Source organism: Desulfomonilaceae bacterium, assembly GCA_041662605.1.
GTDB lineage: Bacteria > Desulfobacterota > Desulfomonilia > Desulfomonilales > Desulfomonilaceae > CAJBEZ01.
In genome coordinates this window covers 36,053-50,908 of record JBAZSD010000001.1, presented here as the reverse complement: position 1 = coordinate 50,908, position 14,856 = coordinate 36,053, and the positions used below count along the sequence as shown (strand labels likewise).

Genomic DNA, 14,856 nt, shown 5'->3' with positions numbered 1-14,856 from the left:
AAGATATATCCTGGTCAACGCTTATAAAGGGACCCCTTGAAATAATTGAACCGGAAATGTTTTCTGGAAGTTAAGTAAGAAAAATAAAGGCAAAAGGAGGTGCGAAAAGACAAAGAAACCAGATCATCCGGCCAAAAGATCCTGCCTATCCATTAGAAACTCTCTGACTACCCGTAGTGTCTTGACCAGAGGACGATGCTCTCTAAGCTCCAGGACCCACCAGTCGCATAATGGCAAAGATGTCAGGATTCTGAGACGCCATTCGATGTCTGACAGTTCTGTTGGCGGTGTGTGTTGGTTGCTGGTTTCTTCGTGATAGACGTGCGCGTTTAAAATTCGCCCAGGGTGAGCGTATGCAAAGTCTTCAAGGTCATAAGCGCCGCTGATAACTGTTTGACTGGCTCGGGCGTGACCAATGTCCAAAGTCCCCCAACACTCTGCTTTTCTAAGAAGTTTTTCAAAAAGATCCGGCCTGCTGGTCCAGCCCCAAGCCAGGTTTTCAAGGCAGACACGCAAACCGATTCCTCTCGCGAAATCCGTCAGGTTTGATAAGCTCGTCACAGTAGTTTGCCATGATATTTCACCGGATAAGGCTTGACGATCCAGTCCGATATGAAGTGTTACATGGCGCCCGCCAAGCCTGGAAATAAGTCGACAGGCCCTGTAGAAAAAAGTCCTATCATGATCAGCGTGTTCCTGATTCTTTCTGCCGATCTCTTTTCCCAAAAAGTACAGATGATAGCGGATTTCTATTGGATTCAATACCTTGTGTTTGCGGACAAGCTCTTTTTCTTCCTCATCTGAAGAGGGGAGATCATCAGGTGTAAATGTCCAGTCTATCCCTGAGAACCCGTAGTCCAAAGCGTATTCTCGGAGTTTGTTTGTATTTTGTATGAAGTTACAACAGGCAAGTTTCGGAGAATTCATGAGCCTAGATCCTGTCTATAAGCGAGTTAAGCCACCGAACCCATCATGGTTCACTTCAATAATATATCAATTTAAACGATAGAGAAAATAGAAAATGGCTATTTGTCATGAAAGTCTCAAAAAATTTCTTCCAGCAAATCATCAACAAGTTTCTTCCGTTCAAATTCAGAGGAACCAGATGTAGCTACGATGGTTCCTTCCTTCATAACAAAAATTTGATCAGCGATTCTCTGAGCCTGGCTAAGACTATGTGAGACGGCGACAATAGTATAATTTCTCTGGAGTTCCTTCAAAAGCTCCTCTATTTTTTCCGACGCTTTGAAATCAAGAGATGCGGTCGGTTCGTCCAGAAGAAGGATCTCTGGTTCAAGCGCAAGCGCTCTCGCAAGACAAAGCCTCTGTTGCTGACCACCCGACAAACTGGACGCCGGTTCCTTGAGACGATCCTTTACCTCCTCCCACAGATGTGCCAGGGTTAACGAGTTTTCTATGCGGTGTGAAATTTCTGCAGATTTCAAATTCAAGACCAATTTGAGAGGCAGAGACAGGTTTTTCTCAATAGTAGTGGGTAGTGGATGCGGGGTTTGAAAAACCATGCCTACTCGGCGTCTCAAGCGCTCCAGAGGAAATCTATCTCCGTAAACATCGATCGGACCATCTTTAAAATTGATCCTGATCGTACCCTGGGTCCTGGAACCGGGCATTTCTTCATTTAGACGATTCAACGATCTGAGAAATGTGCTCTTGCCGGCTCCTGACCGTCCGACGATGACCGACAATTTGCCGGAAGGTATTTTAATGGACAATCCTCTGATGACGATACGTTTGTAAAAACTGACAAATAGATCGTGAACAATAACTGAGTCCAACGTTTCTTTGGCCAGGGTCAACGCGATTCTCCGGATATTCTGTTATGTAACCAGTTTGCGGCTTGAAAGAGTGTTCCCGTCAGAATCAACAAAACCAGCGCTGCCCCGAAACCACGATTTAACTCTTCAGGTGTGCGATATTCAGCCGCCAAATAGTAGATCGTAAAGGGCAGGGCTTCGAATTTATCTGTTATAGCGCCGGGCAGTCCAGAATTCGCAACTACTCCGGTCAACAAGATGACGGCTGTATCCTCAGCCGCTCGACCGATTGAGAGGATGACCCCACTCATTATTCCGCGGGAAGAGAGAGGTATAAGAACATGCAAAATATTTTGCCACTTCGTGAAGCCAAGTCCTATCCCTGTGAGGCGAACAGCGGCGGGTAATGCTACAAGAGCGGTCTGTGTTGTTCTTATGAGATAAGGGAGAACAAGAAAAGCTATGCAGACGGACGACAATAACAAACAAGTGTTGGCTTCGGGCAAAAAAGTTTTTCGTAAAAACAGAACCATGGCAAAGCCGAAGAGCCCCATAATTATAGAGGGCATTCCTGCCAACAGGTCTATTGCAAAATCGATAATAGATCTTATCGGCCTGGAAACGGTGTACTCAGCAAGAAAGATCCCTGCCGAAATGCCTAAAGGTACAGCGAGGATACAGGAGAAAAAAACCAGAAGCGCAGTTCCGACCACTGCCGGCCATATCCCATCCCAAACTGGAGCGTTGCCGAACAATGCGTCGTATGGAGAGACATCTCCAAAAAACAGGGAGAGATTTATGGTTGTTAATCCGTGGCTTACCAGAAATCCAACGAAGATAACGAAAGTTGTGACAGTCAAAATTGCGCAGGCGTAAGACAGAAATGTCGCGGCTGTTTCTATGAATTTTGTCATTTATTAAAGTCTCGGGAGACGCGAGCCCCCAGCCGGATGAAACGCAAGGTCCCATTTACTGCGGCAGACATCCCAAAAAGTATAATGCCGGAGGCGAACAGGGAATTGTAAGAGGAACTTCCCGCTTCGGTAGAAACCACCAGAGCTATATGCGCGGTGAGCGTGCGAATCGAGTCCAGTAAAGAATCGGGAATCTGAGGGGCGTTGCCCGCGAGCATCAAAGAAATAATCGTGTCGCCGACAGCTCGGCCAAAACCAAGAATTCCAGCGGCAAATAACGCCTGATAGCTCGCAGGGATTAGAACCCAAACGATTTGACTAACTCGCTTGAAGCCAAGCGCTGCCGCAGTGAGTCGGATTCCGGGATCAATTTGCTCGAATTGAGTGTGTATGAGTAGGACAACTGTGGGGAGAACAAGGGCGCTTAGAGTAATGGAAGCTGCCAGCCATGAAAATCCGGTTCCGTGATGAAAGGCGCCCCTCACCATTGGGACAAGAAGAAAAACGGAGACAAAACCATACACGACCGTAGGGACACTCGTCATCAAGCGGACGACTAGAAGAATCAAACTTGAAAACCATTTTGGGGCCAATCCGGACGCGCAACAGCAAACCCCCAACCCCACCGGGAACGCCAGACACATGGATGTGGCGCCAAGACAAATCGAGCCAATCGCCATGGGGATAATTCCAAACTGTCCCTGGACAGGCTTCCAACTCCAAGACAACACGGTGGAAATTTGTTCTTCATGAAAAATTGGTAAGGCGAAATAGCAAATGAAGCCAAAAATGACGATTACTACAAACGCCGCAACCAGGGTCGCAAAAAAAAGACCTGTTTTAATTACTGTTTCGCTGGTACCCTGAAAAAAACTATTTTGACGGAATGTAGCCATACTTCTCAATAACGCCGGCTCCCATCGGGGACAGGATGTAATCTATAAAAGCCTGAGCGAGTGGGCTTGGGGCTCCTTTAGTATTCATATATAGTTTACGAACTACAGCATAGGATCCATTTATAGCGTTATCCTGAGTCGGCGCCGCTCCATCGAGGCTGATGGCTTTTACCGTTCGGTCCACATGCCCTATGCTCATGTAGCCAATCGCGTTCTCATCCTTAGATACAGCGATTTTCATGGCTCCGTTGGATGGGACGACGTTGGCGGTGTTCGCAATCGGCCCTTTCTTGAGTAAGATTTCCCAAAATACTTCTCTGGTTCCGCTCGCTTCGTCCCGCGTAAATAAATGGATTTCTTGTTCCTTTCCTCCAAGATCTTTCCAGCTTTTTATACGTCCTGAAAAGATATTTCTTACCTGTTCTGATTTGAGATCACTGATGGGGTTTTTGGGGTTTACAATGACTGCGACTCCATCAATTGCGAATGGAAAACTTTTGAGACCATATTTTTCGATCTCTTTTTCTGTAAGAGGTCTGCCAGTGTTACCAATACTTACCATACCCTCTCCGACTTTTTGAACGCCTACCCCTGAACCACCCCCAGCGATCGTAATCCTTATTTTCGGGTTGAACGCCATTATGTTTTGTGCGGCCTCTTTCATCACAGGCACATGCGCTGTCCCGCCCGCTAAGTCCAAGGTTCCCTGCATGTTGGCGAATTTATCCAGATCCCCCGCGTTTGCGGCTCCGGCAAATGACGTGATAACCAACCCAACAAGCGCAATGATTAAGAATCTTTGTACAAAGGTTGAAAACATGATGCCTCCTCTCGACATAAACCGGTAAAATTCTCGATGCGAACGCTTGATATCTCGACGGTATTGGTAACCACGGACATCAACAGTCAATGTTAATTTATGTCGTTGACTTGATAAACATTAAAATGATCTATAACTAACATTATATGGTCCTATATTCGGGGCGCCTGATGTGTCAAGAAAAAACAGGCCGAAAATGAGATTCGGCGTCAAGCGGAAACAGTAAATCGTCATTAAATAAAGAGCGCCGACTGAATTGATCTTGTCTAACAACTACTAATTAAGTAGTATTTTCGTGGAGCGCAAAACCATGGATCTGAAACGGATGGAAGTTTTTTGTAAGATAGTTGAACTGAAAAGCTTCACACGGGCGGGAGAAGCTTTGTCTCTGGCTCAACCTACAGTGAGTGAGCATATCCGCGCCCTCGAGACAACTCTGGGAGATAAACTTCTGGATCGCTTTAAAGGAGATGTTTTGCCAACTCCCGTGGGGCGTGTGTTTTACCAGTATGCGAAAAACATGATTCAGACCAGAGATGAGGCGTTCCAGGCGGTAGACCAGTTTCGCGGAAAAATGGCCGGTCAATTGAACTTGGCCGCCAGTTCGATACCGGGAACGTATGTCCTCCCTCGAATCATAGGAACATTCAAGGCCGCCCACCCGGCAAGCCAGATTGCTTTGCAAATTTCAGACACGTCTGGAACTGCGGACGCTGTAGCCGACGGAAGGGTTGATGTCGGTCTTGTTGGTGCACGTTGGCACCACCCAAAACTTACTTTCCAGGAAATTGTTTCTGACGAACTCGTTTTAACTGTATCTTCGAAGCATTTCTGGGCCGAAGAAAAAAGAGTCATAGAGGCGGACGAACTCTTTCATGAACCGTTCGTTATTCGGGAAACCGGTTCAGGGACTCGCATGGCCACTAAACAGATTATGGAGGAACATGGCCTGAGTGTTCGACGCTTTAATGTGATTGCGGAGATGGGAAGCACTGAGGCTGTTAAGCAGAGCGTAAAAGATGGTATGGGAGTGTCCATACTGTCGTCTCGCGCCGTGAGCGATGAGTTACGTCAAGGCGCTTTAGTCGCAATAGGAATTAGAGGACTTAAGTTTCAAAGGTCGCTTTATTTAATACAGAGACGAAATCGGCAAGCGTCTCCGCTTTGTTCGGCATTCCTGAGCCATGTCGATGGAGGGCTGCGTAAGGTAGGGCAGCGATCGTCTTCCGAAATCTGAGCAAAATAAAAATTCCGTATGAAATTTAATCTCCATGGGGTCAGTGTTGTGGAATTTCCAGGTTCTTTATTCCGTAGAGAGCTGCCCCTAAGGCGCCTATCATATCAGGCTCATCGGGGATCAATACTCCGCCAATCATTTCCCGCCTAACAAGCTCAACTATGCAAGGATTTCGAGCTACTCCACCTGAAAATACGATGGGGCCGGCGGTAGAAATTCTCCTTAACATGGATATCGAACGTTTCACCACTGAAAGGTGCAGAGCAAAAGCAATATCCTCAGGACGACCGCCTCTAGCCATAAGAGATGTCGCTTCAGCCTCGGCGAAAACCGTACACATACTGTTGATTTTAAGACCCTCAACTCCTGCCAGCGCAAAAACGCCAAATTGTTCGATCGGAACCTGGAAACTCGTGGCCATGAACTCCAAAAACTTGCCGGTTCCCGCTGCGCAACGGTCATTCATTTCGAATTTCTGAACTTTGCCTCTGGAATCCAATGAAATTGCCTTAGTGTCCTGACCTCCTATATCCAGAATCGCGTGGCATTCGGAAAACACATGCCTCGCCCCCAATGCGTGAGCCTGAATTTCAGTTATTGACTCGCCTCCAAAATTTTCTTGGGCGAGTTTTCGGCCGTAACCTGTCGCGATAAGCCGGCCCGTCTCTATTCCGTTAAGTAGCTTCCTGGCCTGGTCCAAAGGGTTAAATGTGGTTTCCACTCTTCTAGACACAGCTATCCTTCGATCGACGGAATCGATACTAACAATTTTAATTGTCCTGGACCCTATGTCGATGCCTGTGGTAACCAATGCCGACTCCTAAGCTAGGCTCGTTGCTGAAATCGCCTTGAAAGTCAAAGTGAGGGACCCTGATTCGTCATCCGGATCCCTCCAAGCGAGAGCACACGAAAACAGTGTTATTTAATTCGTTCTATGAAAGCTTCCACACGGGTTTTAAGTTGCTCGACATCTTCCATGCTATAATCCGTATCTATTCGGAGGGTTGGAATTCCAGCGTCTTCCAAAGCCCCCTCCACCGGCATGGCCTCCATCTGATAAGGCTGACAGAACTGCAATCCGTAGTGAATGACACCATTGGCGTTGTACGCCGCTGTCATATCCTTTACATGTTGGAGCCTGTCAGGATTCGGGGTAAATATTGCGCAATCTACCTGAAAATATCGATCAACAATAGCGTCCATCAACTGATCCAGAGTTGATCCCGTATCATCAGTAAGATTTCGGGTCCCTCTTTCTCCCACACAAGACTCTTCTCCAACAATTACAGCTCCACTTGTTTCTATAATCCAAGGAAGCTTCCAATTTGGAACAGCCATTGGGCAACCCGAGAGCAGGATTCTGGGGGAACCTTTGGGGATTGCTCCTGAACCTGTTTTTATTCTCTCTTCAAGCTCGTCACATATTTTGTTTACCGACTGTGTAAATCGAATCGGATCATCGTAAAAAAACACCTGATTGATAAGCAAAGCGTCAAGTCCGGAAATCGGAGCGGGGTCAGCCTTTCTCAATTGGGAAAGTCTGTATATGGCTCGACGTTTGTTGTTTACAATCTCTATGCCTTTCTTGAGCCTGGCCACATCAAGCGTTATTCCAGTAAGTTGTTCAACACGATCCTTGAATTTGTAATATTCGGCTTTTAGCAGAGATTTGCCTTCCGGACTTTTCATTTGAGGGAGGTCCATGACATAAAGATTGGGAACAAGGCGCCCAAACGCCTCGTAAGACTTTTTCTTTCCGTCACAGGTGTTTTCGCCAACGATCATGTCGGCCGATTCGATGTAAGGGCAAACCTTGCCCAACTTGAAGCCGAACGCGGATTTGATCAGGGAGCAAGTATTCCTAGGGAGCAGTTTTTCTACCTCTTCGGTAGCAAAATCCGCTCCAGTGCATAATCCAACCAAAGTTGCGTCTGTCGCCCGAACAATTTCTTCTGGAACAAACACACAAAATGAGCCGATAACCTTTTTGCCTTCTTTTTTAGCGTCCACTAATTCCTTGATCCTGAGACCGTGAACTTCACTCAGCACAAAGTTGAAATAATCCATGCCTTGAGGTCGGGATTTTTGAGCCAAGAATATGTCCTGGTATCCTTTACCGAGGACTTGAAGCAACATGTCGTGAGCGACGAGGTCAAGCCCGAGGTCTTTCCACATCTGTTCATAACTTTCGGTCATTCGACTCTCCTACATCTTTTTGGGAATTTGTCATTATAGATTGGTAATACCGATACGATCAATCCTAATGTACTATTACTCATGAAATAGATCTGTCAAGAGCAAATCAAGCAATTTTGCATTGTTTAACCGTGTTACAGAGCAAAAGAATGTCAATATATTTTTCAGCGAAGTGACACAAATAGCCGAATATCTCAGTTCCTGATATGGAAATTAAACACCAAGAACTAGAAGTGTTGTTGGAGTCAACCATCGGAAATATTGATTTGACAGATATATTATTTCTTGGTAATTGTTTTTTATCGCTATTGGCGCATCCCGCATGAGGAGTACATTCATGTACCAGTTTTTCGGCTATACATGAGGCAGCCTAATCCAGGCTACCCGTGTTTGGTACGCCTTGGGCTAGGCCGAAAGACTCTTGTTATACCATCCCATTTTTGAGACTTTCCCTGCAAGATTCTTGTCAGTCCAGCTCAAAGGCTGCGATCATTAACTAAGGGGGCAATGGTACTGGGTACCCCGCGGGCTGCAAACCCGTTGGCTCGGTCTAATAAATCGGGAGGAGGTTCGATTCCCCTTGCCCTCTCCACACTCAAATATGCTTGCTCGGGTAAATATGAAGCTTGGCGCCGCCGCAGTCACAATGCTTGCTCCATGAGCCGCTGGTTTTTGACTGAGCGTCATTGATGAAGAGTTAGGTTACAAAAAAAACGGAGAGACATGGACAAGTTCATCACCGTAGGAGTGGCGGGACACGTGGACCACGGGAAGACCAGTTTGGTTAAAGTTCTTACAGGCATAGACACTGATCGTCTTGGAGAGGAAAAAAGACGGGGTCTTTCAATTGAGCCAAGCGTTGCGCCGTGGCGGCTTCCATCAGGCAAAAGGATTGCTCTGGTGGATGTGCCCGGTCACAGCGATTTTCTTAAGAACACCATTCGAGGTTTGAGCAGTGTCGACATGGCGATACTGATTGTTGCGGCTGATGACGGGGTAATGCCTCAGACCAGGGATCATTTGGCGGTTTTGAATTTCTTTGACGCTAAAGGCGGTTTCATTGTCTTGAGCAAGACCGATCTTGTGGATCAAGAAACTATATCAATCGCGGAATCGGAAATTCGCGAAGCAGTCCAGAACTCCTTCTTGAATGGTAAACCAATTGTTCATTTCTCCGCCATGGACGGAAGAGGGGTTGATCAAATTGTTCACGCCGCTGAATCCGAATCAGAGAGGATAGCCGGTAAGAGGCAATACAGCCCATTTCGCCTGTGGATTGATCAAGTTCGTAGTTTTAGTGGTTTTGGCACGGTAGTTAGCGGAACAGTATTTTCAGGTCAGATCACGGATAATGACGCCGTTCAAATACTACCATCCGGGATGGACGCAAAAGTCAGGTTTCTGGAAGTTCATCACGAAAGAGTGAGTCGGGCAGTCGCTGGCCAAAGGGTTGGGGTTAATATCCAGGGAATATCGGTTCAGGAAGTCAACGCAGGTATGGCGCTTATCGCCCCGGGCGCTTATGTGCCGGCCAGTATGTTCAATGCGAAACTGTCGATTTTGCAAAGGGTCCGGGCGCCGCTTGTCAACCAGCAACGGGTCAATCTCTACATAGGGACACAATGTGTAAAGGCTTTGGTGGTGATGATGGAGCAGGACCGCCTCAGGCCGGGTGAGTCGGGACTGGTTCAGTTGAGGATCCAAGAACCCTTGCCGGTCCTCCCTGGCGATTCTTATGTGATTTCCGGACTTAACTCCGTCGGCATTATGGGCGGCGGGAATATTCTGGAAACAACCAGAGAAAAGTTTAGAGCAGTAAAGAAGGAAAAGAATGTTTCCTATCTGAGGGCTCTTGGAGAAAAAGACGTCAGTAAGGTCACCGAACTCTTCCTCTTGAAATATGCAAACCGTCCGGTTAGCGCTGAAGAAATTGCTTCCAGTGGTCTTCCTATCGAGAAAATTGAGGCGGAGGTCAAGTCAAAGGTAAAAACCCGAAAATTGATCGTGTTGGAAGGCCGGGGTTACTTTCCCAGGAATGACTACGAGACCTTAATAGCCCGACTGATGGACGTGACAAAAGAAATCTTGGCCCAAGACTCTTACAAAATGCTGGTCAAGGCAAATGAAATTCGTTATCGCCTGGACCCGGCGCTCGATGAATTTCTTTTTGAGAGAATGCTCCGCGAGCTATGCACACAAGGCAAACTCCTCAGATGCGATGGGGGGTATCAAATTCCTACCCTCGTGGGTAAATTATCTCCAAATAAGAGACAACTGATAGAAAAATTGAAGGAATTTGCCGCTAGTCAGGGCTATTCGTCTTTCTCTGCGGGAACATTTCACAAGCTGCACGGCGAAGGCATTCAATGGAGAGATGTCCAGAAAGCGCTAGATTACATGCATGCGCAGAAAAAAATCGTTCGACTAAACGACGGGCGTTACTTAACTTGCGAAGCCCTCCAGGAGATAGGCGAAAAAGTCCGAACACTGATCCAACAGAAGGGTAGTCTCACCATAAAGGACGCCGCGGAAATACTTGGGTACGGGAGATTGCGGGCTGTACCTGTGCTTGATTACCTTGACACTATCGGGCTGACCCGACGCGTGGCAGATTCACGGGTCTTGATGTCGGGGGACGATATGATGCCTGAACGATACGGCATGAGGGGGCGGGTTCCAAATGCTTGTTGATATGTCTGATTCAGTCAGACTTTCTTACACATCCACAATGCTCTGACAGAATTAGAGGAGGAAGACATGAAAGAAATGTAACAACATTACGCTATGTTATGTCATATGAGACATAACTGGAATGCCGTGACTGACACGGGTGTCGCCATACCGCTGTCAGTATTTGGGCTGTGGGGCTGAAGGGTTCCTCAGGGCTGGTGTTTTGGCCAAACATTAACTCATCTTTTCTGCTTAAAAGGAGGACGTAACTATGAACTTTAATCGGAGGGAGTTTCTTGTTACCTCCGGCGTCATCGGCGCCGGTGTAGTCCTGTCATCTCTAGGTTTGGATTTGGGACCGGTTCGGGCTTACGCCGCAGAACTTAAGATCGACAGGATGAAAACAGCGAAAATCACGACGTCCGTTTGTCCGCATTGCTCAGTAGGCTGCGGCTTACTGGTCGCTACTGACAAGAACAAGGGAACGATTATCAACATCGAGGGCGATCCCGAACACCCTATCAATGAAGGTTCTCTTTGCGCAAAGGGCGCAGCGCTTTTCCAAACTACGGCCTCCAACCCTAACAGATTGACCAAAGTTCTGTACCGAGCGCCTTTCAGTGACAAATGGGAAGAAAAATCGTGGGACTGGGCGATAACAGAGATCGCCAAAAAGGCCAAAGCCACGCGGGACGCCAACTTCATTGAGAAAAACGATAAAGGGCAGGTGGTCAATCGTGTGGAGGCCATAGCCCATCTCGGCAGCTCCAACATCGACAATGAAGAAATCTGGTCTCTGAACGCTATGGCAAGAGCTTTGGGGATCGTTTACCTCGATCATCAAGCCAGAATATGTCACAGCCCGAGTGTGGCGGCTTTGGGAGAGTCATTCGGCCGTGGAGCGATGACGAATCACTATGTTGACATGAGAAACAGCGACTGCTTTCTCATCATGGGCAGCAATGCAGCCGAATGTCACCCCATAAGCATGAGATGGATCATGAAGGCCAAAGACAACGGAGCGAAGGTGATTTCCGTTGACCCTCGTTTCACGAGAACCTCAGCGATTGCCGACTTATACACGGCGCTCCGTTCGGGCACGGACATCGCCTTTCTCGGCGGCATGATCAGTTTCATTATTGAGAAGAAAAAGTATTTCAAAGACTATGTCGTAGAATATACCAACGCATCCTACATTGTTGGAGACAAGTTCGATTTCCAGGAAGGTCTATTTTCAGGGTACGACCCGAAGACCCGGAAATATGACTCGTCCAAGTGGTCTTTTAAGCGTGACAAGAAAGGCGCCCTGGAAAGAGACACAACGCTTCAAAATCCTCATTGCGTGTTCCAACTCCTAAAAAAGCACTATTCACGTTACACCCCGGAAAAAGTTTCCGAGATTACCGGGACCCCTATTGGAGAATTGCTGAAGGTTTACGAGATGTATTCAGCGACCGGTGTGCGGGACAAGGCGGGGACGGTGCTTTATGCTTTGGGATGGACTCAACACACGGTCGGGTCTGAAAATATTCGAGCTAGCGCGATCGTTCAACTTTTGCTCGGTAACATTGGTATCGCTGGCGGTGGTATCAATGCTCTGCGTGGCCAACCCAACGTCCAGGGCTCGTCGGATGGGTGCCTGTTGTTCCATTTACTTCCCGGATACTTGAAAGTGCCGAGATCATCTCAGCGAACTCTTGAAAACTACCTAAAGGAATACACGCCGGGAACTGTAGAATCCCAGTCCGCCAACTGGTGGCAGAACTACCCCAAGTACACAGTGAGCCTGCTCAAGTCATTCTTCGGCGATAAGGCTGTTAAGGAAAACGATTTCGGCTATTCATGGCTGCCGAAGGCTGACGACGGCAAGACCTATTCATGGCTGGACCTGTTCGATGAGATGTACTCCGGGAAGATAAAAGGCTTGTTTCTCTGGAGCCAGAACCCGGCAGGAAGCAGCCCGAATACAAAGAAGACTGTAAAAGGACTAAGCAATCTGGATTGGCTAGTCCACGCCAACATATTCAACAACGAAACCGCTTCGTTTTGGCACGGCCCAGGGATTGATCCAAAAAAGATAAAGACTGAGGTGTTTCTGCTGCCTGCCGCTTGTTCCGTAGAAAGAGACGGTAGTCTTACCAACAGCGGACGCTTGGTTCAGTGGCGTTACAAGGCCACGAATCCGCCGGGAGACGCAATTCCTGACGGAGAAATGGTTAACCGGCTCATGGCGAAGATCAAGGCGCTCTATGCTCAGGAAGGCGGCAAATTTCCCGAACCGATTCTCAATTTGAAGTGGGACTATACGGACTCCAATGGCGCATTTGACCCACACAAGATGGCAAAAGAGATCAATGGATATTTTCTGGTGGATAAGACTCTCAAAGATCCGACGGGAAAAGACGTACAGTTCAAGAAAGGAGACCTCGTCCCCTCTTTCGCATTTCTACAGGCAGATGGCAGTACGTCGTCCGGCATCTGGCTCTACACTGCTAGTTACACGAATGCAGGCAACATGATGACTCGCAGGGGGAAAGAGGACCCGACCGGCCTTGGCCTCTTTCCCAATTGGGCCTGGGCCTGGCCTGTAAACCGCAAGGTGCTGTACAACCGAGCATCCTGCGATGTCAATGGTCAACCGTGGAATCCCAAGAAGGCCCTTTTGAAATGGGAAGGCGGCAAATGGGTCGGTGACGTTCCCGATGGCCCGTGGCCTCCCATGAGCGATAAGGAAAAAGGTAAGCTACCCTTCATCATGAAACCGGATGGGCACGCGTCCCTTTTTGGTCCCGGCATGGTTGATGGTCCGTTCCCAGAGCATTATGAGCCGCTGGAAAGCCCCTTATCAAGCAATCTTATGTCAGGACAGATGAACAATCCAGCCATAAAGATTTTCAAGAGCGATTTGGACAAAATCGCCTCAGGGGATGCCAGGTTCCCCATAGTTTGCAGCACGTACACAGTCACCGAACACTGGTGTACTGGGGCTTTCACCCGATGGCAACCTTGGCTCCTCGAAGCCCAGCCTGAACTCTTCGTGGAAATTAGCGAACAGCTTGCCAAGGAAATTGGAATCAAAAACGGCGAAAGGGCAAGGGTTTCCTCGATCAGAGGAGAAGTCGAATGCGTGGCTATGGTGACACCCAGATATCGTCCGTTCCAGGTGGCGGGTCGTGGGGTGCATCAGGTCGGAATGCCTTTCTGTTTTGGATGGCTCACACCCAAATCGGATAAGGACCCTACCACGAATCATCTCACCCTTTGCGTGGGAGACGCCAACACCATGTGTCCTGAATACAAGGCCTTCATGGTAAACGTTACAAAGGCATAAGGAGTGTAAGAAATGTCTAATGGATATTCTATTATGGTGGACACATCCAAGTGCACAGCTTGCAGGGGCTGCCAGATCGCATGCAAACAATGGAATCAGTTGCCCGCTACAGCCACGAAAAACTGGGGCAGCTACCAGAATCCTCAAGACCTTTCTGCGGACACCTGGAAGTTGGTCAGATTTTCAGATGGATCGAATCACGAAGGGAAACCATATTGGCTGTTCTTCTCGGATCAATGCAGACAGTGTCTGGCGCCTGGATGTATGGCAGCTTCGGAAAACGGCGAAATCAAGCAGGACGAGAAAACTGGAGCCGTTTTATTCACGCCAAAAACAAAGGATCTTGATTTCAAAGCTACTCTTGAGGGATGCCCTTTCAACATCCCCAGGCAAGACCCTAAAACAAAGCAGCTTTTCAAATGCACCATGTGTTTTGACAGGATCACCAACAACGAAATCCCCGCTTGCGTGAAATCCTGCCCAACAGAGGCCATGGTTTTCGGAGAACGGGACAAGATAGTGGCAATGGCAAAAAAGCGCGCAGATGAACTCAAAAAAAGTTATCCGAAAGCTGCTGCTCTCAACGCTGACGATGTGAGAGTGATCTTTGTAGTCAAGGACGACCCCAAGAAGTATTATCGGTTCTCCGAAGGCAGGTAGACTGGACTTCTTTTCCGGAACGGAACTGGTCAATCGCGGATAAACAGATGGACCTCAGAACAACCTCCAATCGATTGCCTCAAACACATTGTATCCCCAATGGAAACATTCCTCTGTACGCTCGCGCCGGCTTTACCTGAGGACGCTCACCAGATGCTACCCGTGTTTGGTGGGCGTAGGGTCGGGGCCGGCGAACCCTCTTTCTTAATAGTCCTACAGGTAGACATGAAATAGCCTAATTCAGGCTACCCGTGTTTGGTAAGCTTGGGCTAGGCCGAAAGACTGTTTCTTTTCCGCCCCTTGTTTACGAACTTCACCGTTCAGATTCCTTTCAGTCTGGCTCGTAGGCCTGGATGA

At 48.0% G+C, this 14,856-nt stretch carries 11 protein-coding genes and 1 tRNA gene; 5 read left to right on the top strand and 7 right to left on the bottom strand.

Annotation, left to right across the window (positions count from 1 at the left end):
• Positions 1-123 precede the first annotated feature (123 nt).
• The 5 genes from WC647_00210 to WC647_00190 all read right to left on the bottom strand — a co-directional run bounded on the left by WC647_00210 (position 124) and on the right by WC647_00190 (position 4,405).
• Positions 124-927 (bottom strand): TIM barrel protein, encoded by an 804-nt coding sequence (locus tag WC647_00210; GenBank protein MFA6220712.1) that lies wholly within the window; start codon positions 925-927, stop codon positions 124-126.
• Positions 928-1,043: 116 nt separating this feature from the next.
• Complete coding sequence (locus WC647_00205; protein MFA6220711.1) at positions 1,044-1,817, bottom strand: phosphate ABC transporter ATP-binding protein; 774 nt, start codon at positions 1,815-1,817, stop codon at positions 1,044-1,046.
• The gene (gene pstA, locus WC647_00200) at positions 1,814-2,689 is read right to left on the bottom strand and encodes a phosphate ABC transporter permease PstA (protein ID MFA6220710.1); all 876 of its coding nucleotides are present in this window, start codon (positions 2,687-2,689) and stop codon (positions 1,814-1,816) included. The genes WC647_00205 and pstA overlap by 4 nt, the downstream gene beginning before the upstream one ends.
• Positions 2,686-3,585 carry an ABC transporter permease subunit gene (locus WC647_00195; protein ID MFA6220709.1) on the bottom strand — a complete coding sequence of 300 codons (900 nt, stop codon included), beginning with the start codon at positions 3,583-3,585 and terminating at the stop codon, positions 2,686-2,688. Before WC647_00195 ends, pstA begins: the two co-directional genes overlap by 4 nt.
• Positions 3,563-4,405, bottom strand: coding sequence for a phosphate ABC transporter substrate-binding protein (locus tag WC647_00190; protein ID MFA6220708.1), 843 nt, complete (start codon positions 4,403-4,405; stop codon positions 3,563-3,565). Before WC647_00190 ends, WC647_00195 begins: the two co-directional genes overlap by 23 nt.
• Positions 4,406-4,715: 310 nt before the next feature.
• On the opposite strand from WC647_00190, the gene WC647_00185 reads away from it, so the two are divergent.
• Complete coding sequence (locus tag WC647_00185) at positions 4,716-5,642, top strand: selenium metabolism-associated LysR family transcriptional regulator (protein MFA6220707.1); 927 nt, start codon at positions 4,716-4,718, stop codon at positions 5,640-5,642.
• A 40-nt stretch (positions 5,643-5,682) separates the two neighbouring features.
• Here WC647_00185 and WC647_00180 read toward each other — a convergent pair whose 3' ends face one another.
• Both WC647_00180 and WC647_00175 read right to left on the bottom strand, forming a co-directional pair.
• Positions 5,683-6,453 (bottom strand): acyl-CoA dehydratase activase, encoded by a 771-nt coding sequence (locus WC647_00180; protein ID MFA6220706.1) that lies wholly within the window; start codon positions 6,451-6,453, stop codon positions 5,683-5,685.
• A 107-nt stretch (positions 6,454-6,560) separates the two neighbouring features.
• Positions 6,561-7,838 (bottom strand): double-cubane-cluster-containing anaerobic reductase, encoded by a 1,278-nt coding sequence (locus WC647_00175; GenBank protein ID MFA6220705.1) that lies wholly within the window; start codon positions 7,836-7,838, stop codon positions 6,561-6,563.
• A gap of 500 nt (positions 7,839-8,338) precedes the next feature.
• On the opposite strand from WC647_00175, the gene WC647_00170 reads away from it, so the two are divergent.
• The 4 genes from WC647_00170 to WC647_00155 all read left to right on the top strand — a co-directional run bounded on the left by WC647_00170 (position 8,339) and on the right by WC647_00155 (position 14,499).
• Positions 8,339-8,430 (top strand) — tRNA-Cys (locus WC647_00170).
• Between the two features lie 131 nt (positions 8,431-8,561).
• Positions 8,562-10,529 (top strand): selenocysteine-specific translation elongation factor, encoded by a 1,968-nt coding sequence (gene selB, locus WC647_00165; protein MFA6220704.1) that lies wholly within the window; start codon positions 8,562-8,564, stop codon positions 10,527-10,529.
• A 250-nt stretch (positions 10,530-10,779) separates the two neighbouring features.
• Positions 10,780-13,839: a formate dehydrogenase-N subunit alpha gene (gene fdnG, locus WC647_00160; protein MFA6220703.1), complete on the top strand. Its 3,060-nt coding sequence runs from the start codon at positions 10,780-10,782 to the stop codon at positions 13,837-13,839.
• Positions 13,840-13,851: 12 nt separating this feature from the next.
• Positions 13,852-14,499: a 4Fe-4S dicluster domain-containing protein gene (locus WC647_00155; GenBank protein MFA6220702.1), complete on the top strand. Its 648-nt coding sequence runs from the start codon at positions 13,852-13,854 to the stop codon at positions 14,497-14,499.
• Positions 14,500-14,856 lie beyond the last annotated feature (357 nt).

What these genes read in the sequence shown, in the direction of transcription:
- WC647_00210 (MFA6220712.1), bottom strand. Translation starts at nt 927, where the DNA reads ATGAATTCTCCGAAACTTGCCTGTTGTAACTTCATACAAAATACAAAC.
- pstA (MFA6220710.1), bottom strand. Translation starts at nt 2,689, where the DNA reads ATGACAAAATTCATAGAAACAGCCGCGACATTTCTGTCTTACGCCTGC.
- WC647_00195 (MFA6220709.1), bottom strand. Translation starts at nt 3,585, where the DNA reads ATGGCTACATTCCGTCAAAATAGTTTTTTTCAGGGTACCAGCGAAACA.
- WC647_00190 (MFA6220708.1), bottom strand. Translation starts at nt 4,405, where the DNA reads ATGTTTTCAACCTTTGTACAAAGATTCTTAATCATTGCGCTTGTTGGG.
- WC647_00185 (MFA6220707.1), top strand. Translation starts at nt 4,716, where the DNA reads ATGGATCTGAAACGGATGGAAGTTTTTTGTAAGATAGTTGAACTGAAA.
- WC647_00175 (MFA6220705.1), bottom strand. Translation starts at nt 7,838, where the DNA reads ATGACCGAAAGTTATGAACAGATGTGGAAAGACCTCGGGCTTGACCTC.
- selB (MFA6220704.1), top strand. Translation starts at nt 8,562, where the DNA reads ATGGACAAGTTCATCACCGTAGGAGTGGCGGGACACGTGGACCACGGG.
- fdnG (MFA6220703.1), top strand. Translation starts at nt 10,780, where the DNA reads ATGAACTTTAATCGGAGGGAGTTTCTTGTTACCTCCGGCGTCATCGGC.
- WC647_00155 (MFA6220702.1), top strand. Translation starts at nt 13,852, where the DNA reads ATGTCTAATGGATATTCTATTATGGTGGACACATCCAAGTGCACAGCT.